Annotated in this window: 16 protein-coding genes; 13 read left to right on the top strand and 3 right to left on the bottom strand. The window is 54.6% G+C overall.

Features of this window, described 5'->3' with window-relative positions; translation table 11 throughout:
- Nucleotides 1–19: 19 nt before the first annotated feature.
- The 5 genes from KHU30_RS21380 (at nt 20) to KHU30_RS21360 (ending at nt 3,670) form a co-directional block, all read left to right on the top strand.
- On the top strand, nt 20–967 hold the full coding sequence (locus KHU30_RS21380) for a cupin-like domain-containing protein (RefSeq protein WP_230427511.1): 948 nt from the start codon (nt 20–22) through the stop codon (nt 965–967).
- Nucleotides 968–1,017: 50 nt separating this feature from the next.
- Complete coding sequence (locus tag KHU30_RS21375) at nt 1,018–1,785, top strand: AraC family transcriptional regulator (protein ID WP_211444626.1); 768 nt, start codon at nt 1,018–1,020, stop codon at nt 1,783–1,785.
- A gap of 43 nt (nt 1,786–1,828) precedes the next feature.
- Complete coding sequence (locus tag KHU30_RS21370; RefSeq protein WP_230427510.1) at nt 1,829–2,284, top strand: Mpo1 family 2-hydroxy fatty acid dioxygenase; 456 nt, start codon at nt 1,829–1,831, stop codon at nt 2,282–2,284.
- Nucleotides 2,284–3,297, top strand: a complete 1,014-nt coding sequence (locus KHU30_RS21365) for a 2-dehydropantoate 2-reductase (RefSeq protein ID WP_211444624.1) — start codon at nt 2,284–2,286, stop codon at nt 3,295–3,297. The genes KHU30_RS21370 and KHU30_RS21365 overlap by 1 nt, the downstream gene beginning before the upstream one ends.
- Before the next feature lie 118 nt (nt 3,298–3,415).
- Nucleotides 3,416–3,670, top strand: a complete 255-nt coding sequence (locus KHU30_RS21360; RefSeq protein ID WP_211444623.1) for a hypothetical protein — start codon at nt 3,416–3,418, stop codon at nt 3,668–3,670.
- Nucleotides 3,671–4,063: 393 nt separating this feature from the next.
- Here the strand turns inward: KHU30_RS21360 and KHU30_RS21355 are convergent, their stop codons facing one another.
- Nucleotides 4,064–4,267 carry a hypothetical protein gene (locus tag KHU30_RS21355; protein WP_211444622.1) on the bottom strand — a complete coding sequence of 68 codons (204 nt, stop codon included), beginning with the start codon at nt 4,265–4,267 and terminating at the stop codon, nt 4,064–4,066.
- A gap of 245 nt (nt 4,268–4,512) precedes the next feature.
- On the opposite strand from KHU30_RS21355, the gene KHU30_RS21350 reads away from it, so the two are divergent.
- Nucleotides 4,513–4,803 (top strand): PsiF family protein, encoded by a 291-nt coding sequence (locus KHU30_RS21350; protein ID WP_211444621.1) that lies wholly within the window; start codon nt 4,513–4,515, stop codon nt 4,801–4,803.
- 157 nt (nt 4,804–4,960) lie between these two features.
- Nucleotides 4,961–5,398, top strand: coding sequence for a surface-adhesin E family protein (locus KHU30_RS21345; protein ID WP_211444620.1), 438 nt, complete (start codon nt 4,961–4,963; stop codon nt 5,396–5,398).
- Nucleotides 5,399–5,499: 101 nt separating this feature from the next.
- Here the strand turns inward: KHU30_RS21345 and KHU30_RS21340 are convergent, their stop codons facing one another.
- Both KHU30_RS21340 and KHU30_RS21335 read right to left on the bottom strand, forming a co-directional pair.
- Nucleotides 5,500–7,143: a diguanylate cyclase domain-containing protein gene (locus tag KHU30_RS21340; RefSeq protein ID WP_211444619.1), complete on the bottom strand. Its 1,644-nt coding sequence runs from the start codon at nt 7,141–7,143 to the stop codon at nt 5,500–5,502.
- Between the two features lie 150 nt (nt 7,144–7,293).
- On the bottom strand, nt 7,294–7,854 hold the full coding sequence (locus KHU30_RS21335) for a MepB family protein (RefSeq protein ID WP_329956705.1): 561 nt from the start codon (nt 7,852–7,854) through the stop codon (nt 7,294–7,296).
- Nucleotides 7,855–9,162: 1,308 nt separating this feature from the next.
- Here KHU30_RS21335 and KHU30_RS21330 point away from each other — a divergent pair.
- From KHU30_RS21330 to KHU30_RS21305, 6 genes are read left to right on the top strand one after another with little or no spacing between them, the layout of a single operon-like run.
- Nucleotides 9,163–11,475, top strand: coding sequence for a DUF6531 domain-containing protein (locus tag KHU30_RS21330; RefSeq protein ID WP_211444618.1), 2,313 nt, complete (start codon nt 9,163–9,165; stop codon nt 11,473–11,475).
- Nucleotides 11,472–13,871, top strand: a complete 2,400-nt coding sequence (locus KHU30_RS21325) for a DUF6531 domain-containing protein (protein ID WP_211444617.1) — start codon at nt 11,472–11,474, stop codon at nt 13,869–13,871. The genes KHU30_RS21330 and KHU30_RS21325 overlap by 4 nt, the downstream gene beginning before the upstream one ends.
- Nucleotides 13,868–16,264, top strand: coding sequence for an RHS repeat protein (locus KHU30_RS21320; protein ID WP_211444616.1), 2,397 nt, complete (start codon nt 13,868–13,870; stop codon nt 16,262–16,264). The genes KHU30_RS21325 and KHU30_RS21320 overlap by 4 nt, the downstream gene beginning before the upstream one ends.
- Nucleotides 16,261–18,435 carry a DUF6531 domain-containing protein gene (locus KHU30_RS21315; protein WP_211444615.1) on the top strand — a complete coding sequence of 725 codons (2,175 nt, stop codon included), beginning with the start codon at nt 16,261–16,263 and terminating at the stop codon, nt 18,433–18,435. Before KHU30_RS21320 ends, KHU30_RS21315 begins: the two co-directional genes overlap by 4 nt.
- Nucleotides 18,436–18,446: 11 nt before the next feature.
- Nucleotides 18,447–20,744, top strand: a complete 2,298-nt coding sequence (locus KHU30_RS21310) for an RHS repeat protein (protein ID WP_211444614.1) — start codon at nt 18,447–18,449, stop codon at nt 20,742–20,744.
- Nucleotides 20,745–21,182 (top strand): tetratricopeptide repeat protein, encoded by a 438-nt coding sequence (locus KHU30_RS21305; RefSeq protein ID WP_211444613.1) that lies wholly within the window; start codon nt 20,745–20,747, stop codon nt 21,180–21,182.
- Nucleotides 21,183–21,218: the final 36 nt, after the last annotated feature.

Below are 21,218 nucleotides of genomic sequence, written 5' to 3'. Positions count from 1 at the left end.
TCTTTCTGCTTATTTTTCTATGACTCCGATCCGCGGCCCATCCTTCCAGCTAGTCGACCAGATCGACGCCGAACAGCTCCAGCGCGACGGCGGCTTCGGCGCTCGTACCCGGCCGTTGCTGGTGAAAGGCGCATTGCGCAACTGGCCGGCGCAGCACAACTGGTCGTTCGAACAGATGGCGGCGCTGCGCTACAAGGACGGCGGCGAGCCGCAGGTGAAATTCCAGAACGGCCTGGTGGAGCAGGGCCAGACCCGGCACCGGCCGGTGATGCCGGTCGGCCCTTATCTGCAGGAGCTGGCGCAGCTGGCCAGGGAGCCGCTCGCGGACGACGTCGGCCTGCTGCCGGACCGCCGGCGCCATCTGTTGTCTGCGGGAGAGAAATTCTTTCTCGACTGGTCGCACATGCAGTCGTTCCAGCCGGATCGCATGTACCTGGCGCAGTGGAATATCCTCGACGAATTCCCGGCGCTGCGCCACGATTTCTCGATCAAGGATCTGTGGCCGGGCTGGCGCTGGACCTGGGAGTACGTGTTCATGGGGCCGGCCAACACGGTCACCGGCCTGCACTACGACTTCCCGCACAACTGGTTTTGCCAGGTGCGCGGCAGCAAGGAATTCATCCTGTTCCCGCCCGAGAATACGCCGCACATGTGCATCTCCCAGAAGTTCGACTGGGGCGCGATCCTGAGCGACATCAATATCTCGCGCCTGGACCAGCAGCCGGAACAGCTCAAGGAATTTGAGAAGACCCAGGGTTTGTATGCAAGGGTGGAGGCGGGCGATGCCTTGTTCATTCCCAAGCGCACCTGGCATGCCGTGGTGGCGCTGGAGCCGTCGATCAGCCTCGGGGTGTTCGGCCTGACTGCGCCGGAAATCTTGTTCGGCGGCGTGCCGAACGAGATCAAGCACATCTTCCACAAAATGCATCTGTACCGCTGGGGCAATTGCACCTGCCACAAATTCTGATCGGCTGTTACAGTCCACCGACGTGCTTTCCTGCGAGGACGGCAACACTGATGAATCAGCAACACTCGCATCTGTTTCTCTGGCGCGGCCGTTCCCTCGTGATCGGCCCCGGCATCGATTCGAAGTTCCACGCGCATTTCGCCACCCAGCTGACCTGGGGCCTGGATGCGCCGTTCCAGGCGCGCCTGTCGCCCGACCTGCCGTGGACCACCACGCGCGCCGCTATTTTCTCGTCCAACCAGCCGCACCAGATCCATTGCGAGTCCACGCTGCTGGCGCACCTGTTCATCGAATTGCCGCAACGCTCGCCGGCGGCGCAAAGCATTCTGCTGGCCGACTATGGAAATGCCGAGGGTTTCGCGCCGGTGCGCGACGGCCTGGCTGTAGCGCGCAATGGCGGCCTCGACCTGCCAGGCGCCGAACAGCTGACCCAGGACTGGCTGGCCTGCAGCGCGCTGCACGAGCACGCACAGCCTGGTTTCGACCAGCGCATCAGCCAGGCGCTGGCCGCCATCGCCGCCCATCGGCGTGATACGCTCAATGGCGCTGCATTGGCTGCCGCCGTGCATTTGTCGGCCAGCCGCTTTACCCACCTGTTCCGCCAGCAGACCGGCCTGTCGCTGTCGCGCTATCTGCTGTGGTCGCGCTTGTTGGCTGCGGTGGAGGCGGTGGCGCGCGGCGATAATATGACGCACGCCGCGTACGCCGCCGGGTTTGCCGACCTGGCGCACATGAGCCGCACCTTCCGCAATACCTTCGGCGTGGTCCCCTCGGAGCTGCAAAAGATGGCGATTGCGTTCAAGCGCGAGGAAAAATGATGGTCTAAGATGGACGTATGCCAAGACAAGAATGGAGACCGTCATGAACCAGACCTCACAAGCGCAATCGGGGCGAGCCATCGACAGCCTGCTCGCCAAATATTCCGAAAGCCACCTGAACCCGGTGAATGAAGTGATCCACTTCATCTGCGTGCCGGTGATCGTCTTCACGCTGCTGGGTTTGCTGTGGGCGATCCATCCCTGGGTAGCGCTGGCCGGCGCGCTGGCCGCCATGCTGTACTACTTTTCGCTGTCGGTGCCGTTCGCCCTCGGCATGCTGCTGATGTCGGGGACGATGCTGGCGCTGCTCTACGTGCTGCCGGCGCAGTGGGTGCTGCCGCTGTCGATCACGGTGTTCGTGCTGGCCTGGATCGGGCAGTTCGTCGGTCACAAGATCGAGGGCAAGAAGCCTTCGTTTTTCGATGACCTGCGCTTCCTGCTGATCGGTCCCTTGTTCGTACTCGGTTTCCTGTATCGCCGCTTGCACATCGCATATTGATGGCCAGGATCGCAGTGTTCGGCGCCGGCTCGATCGGCGTCTATATCGGCGCCTCGCTGCATGCTGCCGGCGCCGACGTGGTCATGATAGGCCGGGCCCGCATGCGCCAGCAGATCGCCAGCCAGGGCGTGCTGCTGAGCGATCTCGACGGCCGCCGGCAGCAGCTGGCCGCGGCCGGCTTTCCCTACCAGGAGAATCCGTTTGCGCTGACTGATGCGCAGCTGATCCTGGTCACAGTCAAGAGCGCCGACAGCGCTGCCGCCGCCGCGACTATCGCGCAGCACGCCAGGCCGTCGGCGCTGGTCGTCAGCCTGCAGAACGGCGTCGGCAATGCAGCCGTGTTGCGCAGCGCCTTGCCGGGCTGGCAGGTATTGGCGGGCATGGTGCCGTTCAACGTGGTGCAGATGGAGGGCAGCCGCTTTCATCGCGGCAGCGGCGGCCAGCTGATGGTCGAAGCCAGCGCCGCGCTGGAGCCATGGCAAGCCGTCTTCAGCCAGGCTCATCTGCCGATTCAGCTGTGCGCCGGCTTCGACGCCGTCCAGTGGGGCAAGCTGCTGCTGAACCTGAATAATGCCGTGAATGCGCTGTCCGACCTGCCGCTCAAAACCGAGCTGTCGCAACGCGCCTACCGGCGCTGCCTGGCCTTGCTGATCGAGGAAGCGCTGCGGCTGCTGCGCGCGGCCGGCATTCGTCCGGAAAAAATCGCCCGGGTCGCGCCGCAATGGCTGCCGCTGCTGTTGCGCTTGCCCGACGCGCTGTTCAGGCGGGTAGCCGCAGCCATGCTCGAAATCGATCCGGAAGCGCGTTCCTCGATGTGGGAAGACTTGCGGGCAGGGCGCCTGACGGAAGTCGACTACCTGAATGGAGCGATTGTCGGCCTGGCGCGGTCGCTCGGCAAGGATGCCCCGGCCAATCGCCGCATCACGGCGCTGATCCATGCCGCCGAGGGGACTGCCTTGCAGTCCTGGCGTGGCGATGCGCTGTATCAGGCCTTATGCGCTCAATCTCAATAAGAAGCCATTGGAGAACGGAACGTATCGGCTTGGATAAGACTCGAATCCAGGCCGTTGAATCGATGATCCGGTATCAGAAATTCCTTTGTTGATGAATTCATTACGAAAGGTCCGATATATGAAGAAGCTATTGAGCATGCTGGCGCTGTTGCTGGCGATTGCCCCTGCGGCGCATGCGCAGGATGCGCCCATGCGGCCGCAGCCTGGCATGGGGCTGGAAGGCCATCCGGACGCCAGGAACGACCGTCGCCAGGAATCTTTTTACGACGGCAGTCGCCGCATAAATACGCACAGCGTCATGCGTTGCAAGGATGGCGCCATGCGCAAGGCGCGCGCGGACGCCTGCCGCGGCCATAACGAATCGCGCAAATGACAAGAGATATATAGATATAAAATATCTGTTATCAAGAAAATAAAGCAGACACGCATGCTGCGTTGCCATATAGTTGTACCTGTCTCCTCCAACACCTCCTAAGGTTTGGATTCAGCCCGCAACCGCAAGGTGAGCGGGCTTTTTTTTGCCTTTTGCAAATATAGGTCGCGCATCGGCGAACCGAAACGCAAGCGAGTTATAAGCGGCGCCATGTGATCCGGTCGTATGCAGTTGCTGAAATTCCATATAGATCAATCACTTGGATTGTCCGCGGCAAGGTTATCAACAGGCTTGCGCACAATTTCTGTGGGTAACTCGACGCCTCCGCTTTTATTGCGGGCAATAAAAAGCCCCGCAGGCGGCAGGGCTGGTTGGCACAGCGGGCGCTCTGTATCAGAAGCGCAGGAAAGAGCCGCCCATTCTTTTGTAAGGCGCGCTCCAAATTGCCAGGATCTTGTCGATCAGACCTGGTTCTTGCTGAACGGCGCTTTTATTGCTGAACTTGCGTGCATCCAGGCGCGCTTGTGCTTGCATTGCGTGTGCAATCGAACGTGCCGACATCGGCAGTGGAGGAGAGATCATCATTTGTCCTTTCATTTCGTCTTCTATGTTGCATTGCAGTATAGAGATGTTGAAATGACTAATCCAATTTCGGTTTCACATACGAGTCATTCTGTTTATGAATATCATCGTATGATGGCGCTGCCAAGCGATTCTTATACCGACGCCGCATATGCATATAGCTAATATATTGGCAGCCAACAATTTTCGTGCTGTAATGCAGCAAGCCTTACTGCATTCGGTCAGGCGGTCTAACCCAACTGTTGGAAACGGAGAAAACCATGAAAAAAATGTCAGCTCTGGCACTGCTCGCTTGCTGCTTTATCTTTAATCCAGCATTTGCCGCAAATTCGCAGCAAAGCAAGATGGCAACCTGCAACAAGGACGCCGCCGGCAAAGCGGGCGATGACCGCAAGGCTTTCATGAAAGATTGCCTGAGCACAAAGCCGGCAGCCGCCGCGCCCATGACACAGCAGGAAAAAATGAAGTCATGCAATGTCGACGCCAGCGGTAAAAAGGGCGACGACCGCAAGGCATTCATGAAGCAATGCCTGTCGAAACCTAAGGGCTAAGCCGGCTCCGAGCAGCAAATCAGCGCTGCTGACAAAAAGCCCCGCCGCGTGCGGGGTTTTTTGATTTTCATTTTGTTACCAATTCGCCGCCTCACGGCGGGAATTAATGTTTACTATGCGAAGTCGAACCTTGCACGCACCTTATAAGGAAAACCACATGAAGAAATTAGCGCTCACCCTGACTCTCGGCCTCGCTTGTGTAGCGGCCAACGCCGCCGACTGGCAATCCGTCGGTTCCAGCGATACTTCCGAACTGAAGCTGGACCAGGCATCGATCAAGGAAACCAAGGGTATCCGCGAAGTATGGTCCATGTGGAATTTCAAGGAACCACGCAAGAACGACGGCGACCCCAAGGCGCTGGCGACTTTCCAGTCCTACCAGGATTTCACCCAGTACGACTGCAAGGCCAAGACCCTGCGCCTGAGCAAGGAAATCTTGTTTGCTGAACTCGACGGCGGCGGCGCCAAGGTCGATCACAGCGACGCCCTGAAAAACTCCACCTATGTCAAACCGGCTCCCGGATCCGTCGCCGAAGTGATGATGAATTTCGTCTGCGCCTTCCCGCTGGATGGCAAACCGGCTCCTGCCAAGTAATAAACCGTAGCGTGGGCATCTGTGCCCACGCGTACCATGCGTGCGCATCGCGATAACGCATGGGCAAAATTTGCCCGTCCCGCAGCATGCCAGCCCTTGCGCTAAACGCGAAAGGGCTCCAGCGACTCCTCGAACACACAATACTCATTCTTTCCCGCCCGCTTGGCCTGATACATGGCGATATCGGCCTGTGACATCAGCTGCGAAGTGGAAATCCCAGCCTCCACATGCAAGGCAATGCCGATCGAAGCGCTCAGTTCGAACAGCTGGCCGTCGATATTGAATGGGATGCCGATCGCTTCCAGCAATTGCAGGGCGACGCTGATCGCGCCCTCGCGCGCATCGCTGAGATCGCTCAGCAAGACGACAAATTCATCGCCGCCCAGGCGCGCCACGGTATCGGTGCTGCGGCGTTCGTCCAGCAGGCGCGCCGCCACCTGGCGCAGGATGGCGTCGCCGGCCTCGTGGCCGAAGACATCGTTGATTGGCTTGAAATCATCGAGATCGCAAAACAGCAAGGCAAAATGCGAGCCGTCGCGCTGCGCGCGTGCCATCGCCTGCTGCAGGCGGTCTTCCAGCATGGCCCGGTTGCACAGGCCGGTCAGCGCATCGTGGTGCGCCATGAACGCCATGCGCGCTTCGCTTGCCCTGAGCGCCGCTTCCTTGTCGCGCAGCCGTTCCACCAGATAATTAAAACCGAGCACCAGGCCGCCGACCTCGTCGTGCCGCTGCACCGGCAGCGGCGCCAGCTGGCGCTTGCCGTCGGCCATCTCGCGCATCGCCTGTGCGGCATCGGTCAGCGGCCGCAAGGTGCGCGGCAACAGCAGCAGCATGATGATGATCATGCCGGCGACGATCGCCAGCGTGTTGCGCACATAGAAGCCGAGCATGGCGTTAATCGGATGGAATACCTCCGCGGTCGGGATGCGTGCTACCACGAACCAGCCGGTGCCGGGCACCGTCACCATCGCTGACAGTTCTTCCACACCCTTGGCGTTGACGGTGATGCCGGTGCCGCGGTAACCGGTCATGGCACGATCGTGCAGCAGGTTGATGCCGGCCGGCGGAGTCGGCGTCAGCACCATCGCCGGATCGCTGGCGCCGACGAACAGCTTGTCGGCGGGCGACACCAGCAGGAAGCCGCCGCTGACGCCGAGCTTGGTTTCCTGCAGGCGGTCGAGAAAGCCGGGCGTGTTCAGCACCACCACGCCGGCCAGCACCGCCACTACCTGATGCGCCTCATTGTGCACCGGCGCCGCCATCACCAGGATCGGTTCGCCATTGGCGCGCCCGCGCTTCGGCCGGCCCATCACGGGGGCATCGGCCTGTAGCGCGGCGCGGAACCAGTCGCTGTCGGAAAAGACCAGGCCCTCGCGCCCGGGCACGGTCGGGTACTGCGCCAGCACGCCTTTGCCGTCCGGCGGCACCACCAGCAAGCCGCTGTTGAACAAGGGATTGATGCGCTGCCGCTCGCGCAGCCAGGCCGTCAGCTGCTGCGGCTGCGACAGCAGCGCCGGCGGCAGCACCGAACTCAGTTCGGCGAGCAGCGCACGGCGTGCCTGGATGCTATGGCCGATGTCGCGCGCCACATACGACGCCACTGACAATTGCTGGGCCGCCACCTCGTCGCGCAGCAAGCCTTGGGCAAAGGGCAGCGCAAAAAACAGGCGCAAGCCGATGCCGGCCACGATAATCAGGATACCGAGGCCTATCAGGCGGAATTTGATGCTTTGGAACATTTGCATGGGGGAATGATACAGAAATCGGCTGTTCCCCAGTGCCACGGCGAGACGCCATCATGCCGGATGTGGTTTTAAAGCCGCAGCCGCCATGGCCGGCAGCGATTGCGGCGGGCGCTTGTTGTCGCTCGCGCTCCTGACGATTGCTGCTTGAAATTATGATCGTTCTTGACGATAGAGCAAGCGTGCCCGTTCGTGGTCTATGGCGCCGCTATGCGGCAGCTCCAGGAAATAGGCCAGCTGCCAGGCCTGGGTTTTTTGCGCCTGCCGGTTCGCAGCCCGGTCCCAAGGCGGGTAGACGCGCATGGCGCGCTTGCCGCCGACGCCGTTTTCAGAAACCACATCCTGCGCGCGCAACAACGATTTTGGAAAAACGAATTGTCCGAAAAACTCCTCCGTGCGCGTGCAGACGATAAAAAAATCGACTGCATCCGCCATGTCGTACGGCTGGATCGGACCTTTGCCGGCGCGCTTCCACAGGGTCACGAATTGTCCGGTTTTGGTGGGCGTGATTTTGGCAGTGCGAAAGCGCATGGCCAGGCCATTCAGCTCGAAGGCATAGGCGCCGTACTCGGCGCTTTCCGCTTCCATCCGCGGTTCTGTGCAGGCGAATTGGCAAGGATCGTATAGCCGATCCTTGCTGGCTAGCAGATCGCGGTGGATAGTGTCGACGCCGTCCCAGGCATTGAGGGAATGAGGCAGCTTGTGGTTATGCACTGGGCTTGATCCGAAATGAACGTGCGATTACGCGCCCGGATTGTTGCGCCGGAAGCGGTTTTCACGCAAAGGAACGAAGTATGCCGTGAATCGAGACGGTAGTGTGCACGACTGGCAGGCGCAGGAATACGATTCAAAAAGCGCGTGGTGCCGGAGAGAGGAAATTGATTCTGTTTAAAATCAATGAGTTAATTATCTATCTCGTAAAAAATGGGGATGACGTAAATAGTTTTGAAAAATGGCGTGAGACGCGCTGAAAAGTTGTCGCTATTTCGAAACAAATTCATACTACAGTTAAATAGAGCAATGCGGATTTAATTGTCTCGTTAGTTCAAGGGGATACTCCTCGCGCGCCTAGTGGCTCCACGACGCACTAGTATCAATCCTGTATCAATCACTTAACCCGCAAGCCCAAAATCGATAGCCTGAGAAACGTTTTAATGCATTCTCGGTTGCTTGCAAATAGAGCGGGTCTTTTCTTTTACTCCAGCTGGCAGAGGCGAGTTTGCCAAGCATCAGTAGCACTCGATATTGCATCGTTTGTGCGGCAAATATCTGGCGCTGTTAGCTTACGCTCATGAAAATAAAGTACCACTCGGGGAAACGGTAACATTGGTAATATTTTTGGAAATCGCTCGGAAACCCTCGTCAAGTAAGGCTTTGAGGGGTTCGATAAAAGGTAACTTCGAGGTAATCTGGTTACCATAGTGGTAGGTAATATAGCTAAAAAATAATAGTTATAGATATCAAAAGCTTAGAGATAAATAACCTGTTGAGTTACCAAAGATTACCTTTCAAAGGTAACCAGCTATTCCTCTATAAATCAGGCACTTACATGCCACAAGCGGGACAGGTTACCAAGGTTACCTTTTCCCCGAGGCCTGTCCAAAAATCAGCTTTTCGTCGCTGGTACATATAGCGCAGTTTCACTTGCCCACACTGCCGCTGCAACATAAGCCTGTCGCAGATATTTAATATTTCACACCGATATTTCTCCCTCTTTCTCGACGAAAAAACGTAGAGACATTGCAAAGTGTTGTTATTTGAATGCCTATGAATGTGCAGTGCAATAAAAAGAGATTTTTGGATTGCTGGAATTGCTTTCGCGTAATACATTTGCGTTGCCGTATGTAACTTAATGTGCGGTGAGCATGATTGAGTCTGAGAAAATCTGGGCCAGCTCAAAGAAAGAGGATCTTGTTCCGCGATCTGATACCGCTTCTTAGTTGCGTAAAAGAAAATTGCTCATTAGAGGCGTGATGACAGCGTGGCACGGGAGTTTAGTTTCGGGCGCATAAAGGGATGGAAATGACGGAAGTGAAAAGTATTGAAACGCTGTCAAGGCGATTGAGTACGACTAAACCAGTTAATGCAGTAATGAACAATAGTTCCACGCCCATTGGTCAGAATGTTGTCATGCTGAGGCATCTATTCCGCCGGATATTTGTCAGCCTAATCATTGGGCTAACGATGATCAGTACCCAGAAATTTGCACAAGCATCCAGTTGGAAATTCGATCAATCCCCAACACCCGCTGCAAATTGTGCCTATTGGGGGTGGTCTAGTTTTCCAGGAAGTCACGGAGGCTACTGGGGAGCTATGGCTGGTCAAAAATATGGTGTGTGCTATTCAATGAATGGTATTGCCCAGAGAGGTATTCCTGATCCCACAGGCAGTTGTGATTTGCCTGACGCTGTTAATCCTGTGACGTTTGCTTGCGGCGCTCCCCCTGCAGCCGATCCGTCGTGCAAGCCAGAAGCAGAGAATCAGAACAGTTGTAATTACAATCCTGGTGCAGCGCCAAACGACGAAAATACGGGGCTTGCTTGCAAACTGGAACATGGCAACCCGATCAACCATGGCAACGGCAACAAGCGGCAGCTGGAATCGGACTATCTGAATGCCGTAGGCAATGGTGTGCAATTGCAGCGCACCTATAATGGCAATAGCACACGTAACGGTCGTTATGGTGCGCGCTGGAGCAGCAACTATGAGCGCATGGTCCAGACGAACAGTGCTTACCCTAACAATGCTGGCGTCCAACGCAACGATGGCAAGATTCTGACATTCACCCTAACGGGTGGCGCATATCACCCAGATGCTGATGTTACCGATAGCCTGACGCGCCAAGCCGACAGTGCAGGTAACACCACTGGTTGGCAATACCGTATCGCCGCAGATCAATCGCTGGAAAATTATGATGCCAATGGCAAATTGGTTAGTATTACCAGCCGCGAAGGCTTGGTACAAACGCTGAGTTATTCGGATGCAACGACGATGGCGCCTCAAGCCGAACTGTTGTTACGCATCACCGATCAGTTTGGTCGTCAGCTCAATTTCACCTACGACAGCAGTAGCCGAGTGAGTCAGATGACGGACCCGGCCGGCAAGACGATCAGCTATAGCTACGACAGCAATAACAATCTCGTCAGCGTGACCTATCAGGACGGCAAGACCCGTACCTATGTCTATAACGAGCCGGCCTATACGGCCGGTGCAAACTTGCCGACTGCACTGACCGGTATCGTTGACGAAAACAATGTGCGCTTTGCCACCTTCAATTACGACAGCAGTGGCCGAGGAATTTCGACCGAGCATGCCGGCGGCGTCGAGAAATACAGCATCGGCTACACGCAGCCTGGCAGCCAAAGCACCGTCACCGATCCCCTGGGGACGGTTCGCACTTATGCATTTCAAACCTTCCTCAACACAATCAAGAGCACCGGCCAAAGCCAACCCGGCGGCGCCGGTTGCGGTGCTGCATCGTCGGCCGTCACGTATGACGCCAACGGCAATGTCGCAACGCGTACCGGTTTCAACGGCACCGTTACCACCTACAGCTACGATCTGACGCGGAACCTAGAAACCAGCCGCGTGGAAGCGTCCGGCACGCCGCAAGCACGCACGATCATGACGGCTTGGCATGCTACCTACAGCTTGCCATTGCAGATCGCCGAACCGAAGCTGTTGACGACCTACGCCTACGACAACTCCGGCAATCTGCTCAGCAAGACGGTGCAAGCCACTAGCGATGCGAGTGGTGCGCAAGGCTTGTCGCCGACATTGATTGGCACAGCACGCACCTGGAGCTACACCTACAACACGGTCGGCCAGGTATTGACGGCCACTGGCCCTAGGACCGATGTGGCCGACAAGACCACCTATACCTACGACCCCTCGAGCAACCTGAGCACAATCACCAACGCCGTCGGTCAAGTCACGACTCTGTCGAACTACGACGCCAACGGCCGGGTAGGACTGATCACCGATGCCAATGGCGCGACTACGGCACTGACCTATAGTCCACGCGGCTGGCCGACCGGCAAGACGGTGACCTCTGGCGGTACGGTTGAAACCACCACCTATGGCTACGACGGCGTCGGCCAGTTGATCCTGGTCACGCTGCCCAATACCTCCACGGTCAGCTATACCTACGACCCCGCCCATCGCCTGACCAATATCGCCGACAGCCTCGGCAACAGCATCGCCTATACCCTGGACAACATGGGTAACCGTGTTAGTGAGCAAGTCAAGGATCCAAGTGGCGCCTTAGCTCGTCAAATCAGTCGGGTGGTGGATGCTTTAAATCGCGTGCAACAAATCACAGGAAATGGTCTATGAGTGGTTATCTGAGGAATTCGGTAGGGCAGATCCACCAAAAACATAATCGCGTATACCGATCTGTAATTCAAGACACCGTGTATCGTAAAGTGAAACAAGATGGATATTCAATCGTTTATCAAATTGCCGTTTTGTGCGCCCTATTGCTGGCGGTAATATCGGTTGCGCATGCGCGTACAAGTACTTTTCCAGCTAAGAGCAATTTTGTAGGTACGCTGGAGTATTCCGATTGTGGTAATCCAGGTGCCTACAATGAAAAAACATCCTATTCTGATCTGGAAACTGCTGGAGCATATTACGCAAGCAAGCGAGTTAGTGCGATAAATTGCGCAGCAGGACAAATATGGCATTACAACTATGCGTATTCAGTTTTGTCCAGCTATCCCGTTTGGCAAATGATTGGCAAAAGTCAATATAACGGTGATGAGGGTGTGCTAGGTAATCAGCAGCAGGTTCCTTTTTGCCCCGAGGGGAGTCAAGCCACAAACGATCCCCAAGTGTGCGCTTGTCCTGCTGGACAGATTCACCTGCAAGGTCAGTGCCAAGGTAGTAAGGACAACGGCCCGCCGGCTCAATGCCCAATCCCAGTCGGCACCAAACAACCGATTCACGCCGGCACTGGGAACAAATATTGGTCGGACATCGACTACATAGCGGCTGCGTCCAGCCATATGCTTTTTCGACGCCAATATAATAGTCAAAACGGAAGCGCTGTTACCACGCTGGGGAATGCGTGGCGTCACGACTATGACCGTTTTATCGAGGTCGGCGTCACTCTCGACAATACTGCGGTTGTTGTCATCGGCCGTCCGAACGGTACTGCCAATAGCTTTACTGTCAACGGCAATGTTTATATCGCACAAGATGCGGATGTCATGGACAAGCTGACTCAATTTACTGACACGAACGGGGTCCTGACCGGTTGGAAATATCAAGTTGCAATTAACGACTCAACTGAAATCTATGATGCCAATGGCAGGCTGATATCGCTTCAGGATCGTGAGGGCCTTATCCAGAACCTAACGTATAGCGATAGCAGCACTCCGCCTACCATTGCCCCCAAAGCTGGTTTGCTGCTTCGCGTGGCCGATACGTTTGGGCGTCAGTTGAATTTTACCTATGACCGTAGAAATCGTATTGTTACGATGATCGATCCAGCCGGTGAACTGTATCAATACAACTACGATGCGAATAACAACTTGATTTCTATTGCCTACCCTAACGGCAAGAGCAGAGTTTATTTATACAACGAGCAGGCATACACCGACGGCACTAATCAACCGCACGCACTGACAGGGATGGTTGATGAGAATGGTAACCGCTTTGCCAGCTATTTTTATAATGCTCAGGGTAAAGCCTATTCGGAGCAGCACGCCGGTGGCGTCGATCAATATCAGTTGACCTATAGTTCCGATGGTAGCAGTACTACTATCACTGATCCGTTGGGTACTGCACGTACCACTAGCTTTACTAGCGTCTTGGGCTCCATTAGAGCGACCGGCCAATCGCAGCCTGGAGGAGCTGGCTGTGCCGCGGCTTCATCCAAAGTTGTCTACGATATCAACGGTAACGTTGCATCGCGCACTGACTTCAATGGCACTCCTACTACGTATAGCTACGACTTGACGCGTAACCTGGAAGCCAGCAGGGTTGAAGGATCTGGTACGCCACTAGCTAGAACTATTACGAGCACGTGGCACACTACATATCGTTTGCCATTGCAGATTGCTGAGCCGAAGCTGTTGACGACCTATGCCTACGACACCTCCGGCAACTTGCTGAGCAAGACGATGCAGGCCACGAGTGATGTAACTGGTGCGCAAGGCTTGTCGCCAACATTGGTTGGCACAGCGCGTATCTGGAGCTACACCTACAACAGTGTGGGGCAGGTATTGACCGCCACCGGTCCCAGAACCGATGTGGCAGACAAGACCATCTATACCTACGACAGCAGCGGCAACCTGAGCACGATCACCAACGCCGTTGGTCAAGTCACGACCCTGTCGAACTACGACGCCAATGGTCGGGTGGGGTTGATCACCGATGCCAATGGCGCGACCACGGCACTGATCTACAGCCCACGCGGCTGGCTGACCGGCAAGACAGCGACGTCTGGCGGTACGGTAGAAGCCACGACCTATGGTTACGACGGCGTCGGTCAGCTGATCCTGGTCACGCTGCCCAATACCTCCACGGTCAGCTACACCTACGACCCAGCCCACCGCCTGACCAACATCGCCGATAGCCTTGGCAACAGCATTGTCTATACCCTGGACAACATGGGTAACCGGATCGGTGAGCAAATCAAAGATCCAAGCGGTGCCTTGGCGCGTCAGACCAGTCGCGTCGTAGATGCCTTAAATCGCATACAACAAATCACGGGAGCAGTGCAGTGAGGAGAGCCGATGGAAATGAAATTGAGATAACTAATGACCAATGGAATTTAAAAAAATTGATTCAATCGCACCAAATTAAACTGACTTTGCTCGGATTAATGTCGCTTATCAGCATGTCCGTGGTTCATGCTCGCGATACAAATCCACATATGTTTTATATAAATGCTTGGTGGACCGATGCGGACAAACAAGGAAAATACGATACGCCGGAAGAAGCATTTGAAATAAACAAAGCAAATTTTATGGCGAGATATCCTGGCACAACAGTTTTGGATTTGTACGCTCCCCCCAATCAAAGCGCATGGTACAACGGCGTGCCGCTAACTTTCAATATGCACTATGTGACTGCAGGTGACCCAACTATCTATGAGGCGAATGCAGTCCTCACGAGCTACGAATGCAGCAAAGATACAGGAGTTAACGGTGATGGCGCGCCCCACTATACGATAACTTGCACCCCCAATCCCAATACACAAAAACCAGAAACACAGGGTTGCCTTGCATTGGGGAAACCAATCTATCCGTCCACAGGAATAGAAAAGCTTACCGAAACGGACTATGCCGGCAGTGGTGCCAACGCTTTGCGATTTTCTCGTACTTACCGCAGTGATCGAAACACTTGGGTAAATAATTACCAGGTGGCTGGCGTCGATTTTACTGCTCCCCAACAGGTGCTAAATGCCAATTCTATTTATTCGGGATGCTATCCAGGGACTGGTAATCAAACGGGAAGACCATACTGCTTCGCGTATGCGCCAACCGGACTAGCCAACGATTTTGCTGTCCAACGCGGCAATGGCCGGATGCTCGCGTTCGGTACGACAAGCAACCTCAGCCCCGCTGCCGATATAAACGATCGCGTTACTAAAACCGATGATGGTACTAGTTGGAAGGTCTATAACGCAGACAATGATTCGACAGAAATTTACGACTTAACGGGTCGTTTGCAGACTAGCACTGCACGGGATGGGCAGGTACAGACATGGACTTATTCCGATGTCAGTACGCCAGTTAATATTGCCCCAAAATCTGGCCTGCTCATCCGTGTTACGGATCATTTTGGCGCGCAGTTGAATTTCACCTACGATGCTGCCGCACGCATGGTCAAGATGACCGATCCTGCCGGCGGCATTTATAGCTATGCCTATGATGAAGCTAGCTCTACCATGCTGGCCGGTAGTTCGCCTGCCAACAACTTAACTTCCGTTACCTACCCCGATGGCAAGAAACGCACCTACTGGTACAACGAGCAAGATAAAACTGCCAACACGAATTTGCAGGTTGCATTGACAGGGATAACCGATGAAAACTCAGCTCGCTATGCCATCATCACGTACAACAGCGCTGGCAAAGCAGTTTCCACAGAGCTCGCCGGGGGAGTGCAGAAATTTGCAGTGAGTTATCCGAACCTTTTTACTCAAAGCAGCGTCACCGATCCGCTTGGTACCACGCGTACCTATAATTTTCAAACAGTCCTCGGCGTTGTGAAAAGCACTGGCCAAAGTCAGCCTAGTGGTGCCGGTTGCAGTGCAGCTTCGAATTCGACTGCCTACGATGCCAATGGTAATGTCGCCACCAGTACCGACTTCAACGGCAATGTCACTACCTACAATTACGACCTGGCGCGAAATCTGGAAATCAGCCGCGTGGAAGGCTCGGGTACTTCACAAGCCAGGACGATCACGACCGCCTGGCACGCGATGTATCGCTTGCCATTGCAGATCGCTGAACCGAAGCTGTTGACGACCTATGCTTACGATACGTCCGGCAACCTGCTCAGTAAGACGGTGCAGGCGACCAGCGATGCGACCGGTGCCCAAGGTTTGTCACCCACATTGGTTGGTACTGCGCGCACCTGGAGCTACACCTACAACACGGTCGGCCAAGTATTGACGGCAATCGGTCCCAGAACCGATGTGGCGGACAAGACTATCTATACCTACGACAGCAGCGGCAACCTGAGCACAATCACCAACGCCGTCGGTCAAGTCACGACCTTATCGAACTACGACGCCAACGGCCGGGTAGGTCTGATCACCGATGCCAATGGCGCGACTACGGCACTGACCTACAGCCCACGCGGCTGGCTGACCGGCAAGACGGTGACGTCTGGCGGTACGGTTGAAACCACCGCCTATGGCTACGACGGCGTCGGTCAGTTGACCCTGGTCACGCTACCCAATACGTCCACGGTCAGCTACACCTACGACCCCGCCCATCGCCTGACCAATATTGCTGACAACCTCGGCAACAGCATCGCCTATACCCTCGACAACATGGGCAACCGGATCAGTGAACAAGTCAAAGATCCAAGTGGTGCTTTGGCGCGTCAGACCAGTCGCGTAGTAGATGCCTTGAATCGCTTACAACAAATCACGGGAGAAATGCATTGAACTATTATCGGCACCAAAAGGAGCAATCTAGAAGTGTCGGCTTGACTATTTGCGCGGTGACGTTATTCGCAAGTATTGCTGCTCATGCCGGTTTTATAAAGGATGACACTGCCGGTGGCACATGTGTTCCAACGATTACTGCAATGTGTGCGGCCAGAGTTGGCGTCGGGGGCAGTTCCACCTACAGCGCGATTACTTCTTCGATCCCAGCCTCCGGTTCCTCGTGCATTGAGAGTGTCACCAATCTCCATGACGGCAGTGTGTATTCCTGGGTGCAGCCATTTTCTTCCTGCAGTGCACCAACGCTGTCCCCTAAAACACCAGGTGCCCCTCCTGCGGGCTCGTGTGAGGCAAAATTTGGGAATCCCCTTACATGCCATAATGGCAATAAAGTTCAAGTGGAAACGGATATTACGAGCGAAGGCAAATTTCCTCTTTTATTCCAACGTACCTATAACAGCACGCCAAGCTGGAGTTTTTATAGGTTTTATCCAAGTGATTACAATTGGTCTCACGAATATGACCGTTCTATCCTTGCGAACGTAACGGTTCAACCTGCCACAGCCGTAATTACACGTCCTGATGGAAAGGCATTCACATTTTTATTGTTGAATAACGCATGGACCGCTGATGCCGATGTGATGGACAAACTGGTTTCAGTTAAGGATGTAAATGGCGGACTAGTCGGATGGAAATATACGGTTGCAAACGACGATTCGACTGAGTCCTACGATTCCGCAGGCAGACTATTGATGGTGACACATCGTAACGGGCAAAGTCACGTATTAACGTATAGCGACGCCAGTACACCGAGCAATATTGCCCCCAAAGCGGGCTTACTCATCAAGGTAACAGATGCGTTTGGTCGTCAGCTAAATCTCACCTACGATGGAAACAGTCGAATTCAGACCCTGACATCACCGGCCGGCGATGTGTATACCTATGGCTACAATAATAATTTACTGTCTTCGATAACTTATCCTGACGGCAAAAAGCGCAGTTATTTGTACAACGAGCCTGCATATACTAACGGCTCTACTAGAAGCGTGCTATTGACGGGAATTGTCGACGAAAATAACAATCGCTTCGCGACCTGGAGCTACGATGTACATGGCTATGCCATTTCATCTGAGCATGCTGGCGGCGTAGAAAAATATGGCGTGGTGTACACGTTGGATAGCACCGAAAATATTGTTTCTGCGATCATAACTAATCCTCTCGGGACACAACAAAATTTTGATTTTGCAAATTTATTAGATCGTAATCACCTTACAAATCTAAGTCAGCCTGGCGGTCAGAACGGCGGAGTGAGTAATTTGAATAAGACTTACGACGCGAATGGTAATGTCGCAACTCGTACCGATTTCAACGGCGCCGTCACCACGTATAGCTACGACCTGACGCGCAACCTAGAAACCAGCCGTGTGGAAGCATCCGGCACGTCGCAGGCCAGAACGATCACAACGGCTTGGCATGCCACCTACAGTTTGCCATTGCAGATCGCTGAGCCGAAACTGTTGACGACCTACGCCTACGATACGTCCGGTAATCTGCTGAGCAAGACGGTGCAAGCCACAAGTGATGCGACTGGTGCGCAAGGCTTGTCGCCAACGTTGGTCGGTACCGCACGCACCTGGAGCTACACCTACAACACGGTCGGCCAAGTCTTGACCGCCACAGGTCCAAGAACCGATGTGGCGGACAAGACGATTTATACCTACGACAGCAGCGGCAACCTGAGCACGATCACCAACGCCGTCGGCCAAGTCACTACCTTGTCGAACTACGACGCCAACGGCCGGGTAGGCCTGATTACCGATGCCAATGGCGCGACGACTGCCTTGACCTACAGTCCACGCGGCTGGCTGACCGGCAAGACGGTGACGTCTGGCGGTACGGTCGAGACCACCACCTATGGCTACGACGGCGTCGGTCAGTTGACTCTGGTCACACTGCCCAATACCTCCACGGTCAGCTACACCTACGATCCCGCCCATCGCCTGACCAACATCGCCGACAGCCTCGGCAACAGCATCGCCTATACCCTGGACAACATGGGTAACCGGATCAGTGAACAAGTCAAAGACCCAAGCGGCGCCTTGGCGCGTCAGACCAGTCGTGTAATAGATGCCTTAAATCGTATACAACAAATCACGGGAGCAGTGCAATGAGAGGGCGTTTCATGGGGAAACAATCAAGTATCAAGACTCTGGCCAGTGCGGTCCTGTTCACGCTGGCCTACAGCCCGCTGCTGGGTAGCGTGAATGGCACGGCAGCACAGGCGCAAGCGGTCCAGAATACGACCACCAGCTATGAATACGATGCCATGGGCAATCGAACCAAGACCACCGATCCCCTGGGGAACATCACCACCCAAAGCTACGATCCGCTGGGACGCCTGATCCAGCAAGTCCAACCGGTTCCGGCTGCAGGCGGCGCCAGCCCCACCGTCAGTTTTACCTATGACGGCCAGGACCAGCTCAGCACCGTCACCGATCCGAGAAATCTGGTAACCAGCTATACCGTCGATGGCCTGGGTAACCAGAACGCGCTCACCAGTCCCGATACCGGCAGCACCAGTAAAACCTATGATGCCGCCGGCAACCTGAAGACCCGTACCGATGCCCGTGGCAAGACCACCAGCTATAGCTACGACGCCCTCAACCGCCTGACCCAGATCAGCTATGCCAGCGGTACTCCCACCCAGTTTGAATACGATGGGGGATCAACAGGCGCCCCGAACGCTATCGGCCACCTGACCCGGATGATCGACGGCTCCGGTCAGACCACCTATGCCTATGACGGCTTCGGCCGCTTGCTGACCAAGGTGCAGACGCTCAGCAGCACTGGCGCCAGCAGCACGCTCAGCTACGCCTATGGCAGCAGCGGCACTACCACCGGTAAATTGATCAGCACCACTTACCCCAGCGGCAACCGGATCAACTACGGCTATGACGCGGCAGGGCGGATCAATAGTCTGACCCTGAATCCGACCAATACCACCGGTGGTGGCACCAATACCGGCAGCACCATCCCTTTATTGACCGGTATCGGCTATCAAGCCTTCGGTCCTGTGAATGCCTGGACCTGGGGCAATAGCAGCAGTACCAGCACGAACACCTATGCCAGGGGCATTGACCTGGATGGTCGTGTCACCAGCTACCCGCTGGGAAATGCTTTAAGCAACGGCACCAACCGGACGATCAGCTACGATGCGGCCAGCCGGATCACTGCGACTAGCCACAGCGGCACGGGCACTGGCAATAGCGCACCGGCCAACTTCAACCAAAGCTACGGCTATGACAACCTGGACCGGCTTAACTCCGTCACGGGCAGCAGCAGTACCAATACCCAGAGCTTTCAATATGACCAGAACGGCAATCGTACCCAGGCCACCTTCGGTGCTGGCAGCTACACCAACACGATTGCTGCGAACAGCAATCAGCTGACGGCCACGACGGGGCCGACACCGGCGAAGAGCAACACCTACGATGCGGTGGGCAATCTGACCAACGACGGCACCATTAGCTATACCTATAATGATCGCGGCCGGATGGTGACTGCCTCAGCTGCCGGTATTACAATCAATTACACACACAACGGTATAGATCAGCGGGTTCAAAAAAGCGGACAAAATTCCATTATTCCAACTGGCAGCAATAGCTACATATATGACGAGCAAAGTCATCTGATTGGCGAGTACGATTCTAATCAGCAGGCAATTGAGGAGACGGTGTATTTGGGCGACTTGCCTGTCGCAGTACTGAAACAAACGACCACGGGAACAGGAACAAGCCAAGTCACCGCAACCAACATCTATTATGTCTATGCGGACCACATCAATACGCCACGGGTGATTACGCAGGCAACCGACAATCAGATGGTTTGGCGCTGGGACAACGCGGATCCGTTTGGACTACAACCCCCAGATCAGAACCCGAGCAGCCTAGGAACTTTCACCTACAACCAACGCTTTCCGGGGCAGTTGTATGATAAAGAGACCAACAACTTCTACAATATCAATCGCGATTACGATCCACAGTTGGGACGGTATGTTCAGTCGGATCCGATTGGATTAAATGGGGGTATGAATACATATAGCTATGTTGATGGAAATCCTGTGAAGTATTTTGATCAATCTGGTAATAGTAAAGTTCAGGGCCAATCTAGTATTGGCGGTAGTGATTCCGCGGTAGCGGGAATTACGAAAAATAGTACAAAAGCTGAAGTATCCGCAGCCGTCCAACGTGCTGAAGATATTCTCAAGGATCCGAGCGCATCGCCAGTACGGAAGAGATTTCTAAAAGGTTGGATTAAAGTGGCCAAGCGGGGCTTTACTAAATCTTTTTGCCCACCATTTCTTGAAGAAGTTACCATGGCAGTCGTAAGAGTCCAATGTCTGGCGGGGGATATGATGGCATGTAAGGCGTTCGAAGACCTTGGCGGAGAAATAATTGATCCAAATGCGGGGTCATTCTAAATGGAATTTGACCGCATTAGTAAGCTTGAAGAAGCGAAAATGGCAGCGCTGTCTGGTGACTATGAAGCGGCGCTGAGAATTGTTGACTTAATTTTAAATCAGTTTCCTGACGACATAGATGCTCTGAGATTAAAGGGTAATACTATTGAATTGTGGATTTCGGCAGAATTTGACGAAATCCCAACAACACAAAGTAATATTCAATTAAGTTTGGCAAGAGCGTGCTACGAAAAAATTCTCTCAATAGATTCGAAAAATACTTTAGCGCTAAAAGATCTTGCCGATCACTTGAAAGATCGCGGAGAAAAAAAGGAAGCTCTAATTTTATATGAAGAGCTAATTAGTATTCTTCGCATAGATGGTGCAAATGGACGCGATGTAATAGATGAACTTAGAGAAGCGCTCGACGAATATGATGTATTGCTAACTTCTAGGTAATCTCGTCGTGAGCTAGCGATTGCCAGTAGATTTCTC

It is taken from the genome of Collimonas humicola, assembly GCF_018304945.1.
Lineage (GTDB): Bacteria > Pseudomonadota > Gammaproteobacteria > Burkholderiales > Burkholderiaceae_D > Collimonas > Collimonas humicola.
This window is presented reverse-complemented; position numbering and strand designations above follow the sequence as displayed.

Excerpts from the sequence above, each read along its gene's own strand:
- KHU30_RS21380 (WP_230427511.1), top strand. The coding sequence starts at position 20 with ATGACTCCGATCCGCGGCCCATCCTTCCAGCTAGTCGACCAGATCGAC.
- KHU30_RS21345 (WP_211444620.1), top strand. The coding sequence starts at position 4,961 with ATGAAGAAATTAGCGCTCACCCTGACTCTCGGCCTCGCTTGTGTAGCG.
- KHU30_RS21370 (WP_230427510.1), top strand. The coding sequence starts at position 1,829 with ATGAACCAGACCTCACAAGCGCAATCGGGGCGAGCCATCGACAGCCTG.
- KHU30_RS21375 (WP_211444626.1), top strand. The coding sequence starts at position 1,018 with ATGAATCAGCAACACTCGCATCTGTTTCTCTGGCGCGGCCGTTCCCTC.
- KHU30_RS21355 (WP_211444622.1), bottom strand. The coding sequence starts at position 4,267 with ATGAAAGGACAAATGATGATCTCTCCTCCACTGCCGATGTCGGCACGT.
- KHU30_RS21310 (WP_211444614.1), top strand. The coding sequence starts at position 18,447 with ATGGGGAAACAATCAAGTATCAAGACTCTGGCCAGTGCGGTCCTGTTC.
- KHU30_RS21325 (WP_211444617.1), top strand. The coding sequence starts at position 11,472 with ATGAGTGGTTATCTGAGGAATTCGGTAGGGCAGATCCACCAAAAACAT.
- KHU30_RS21330 (WP_211444618.1), top strand. The coding sequence starts at position 9,163 with ATGACGGAAGTGAAAAGTATTGAAACGCTGTCAAGGCGATTGAGTACG.
- KHU30_RS21365 (WP_211444624.1), top strand. The coding sequence starts at position 2,284 with ATGGCCAGGATCGCAGTGTTCGGCGCCGGCTCGATCGGCGTCTATATC.
- KHU30_RS21340 (WP_211444619.1), bottom strand. The coding sequence starts at position 7,143 with ATGCAAATGTTCCAAAGCATCAAATTCCGCCTGATAGGCCTCGGTATC.
- KHU30_RS21360 (WP_211444623.1), top strand. The coding sequence starts at position 3,416 with ATGAAGAAGCTATTGAGCATGCTGGCGCTGTTGCTGGCGATTGCCCCT.
- KHU30_RS21305 (WP_211444613.1), top strand. The coding sequence starts at position 20,745 with ATGGAATTTGACCGCATTAGTAAGCTTGAAGAAGCGAAAATGGCAGCG.
- KHU30_RS21350 (WP_211444621.1), top strand. The coding sequence starts at position 4,513 with ATGAAAAAAATGTCAGCTCTGGCACTGCTCGCTTGCTGCTTTATCTTT.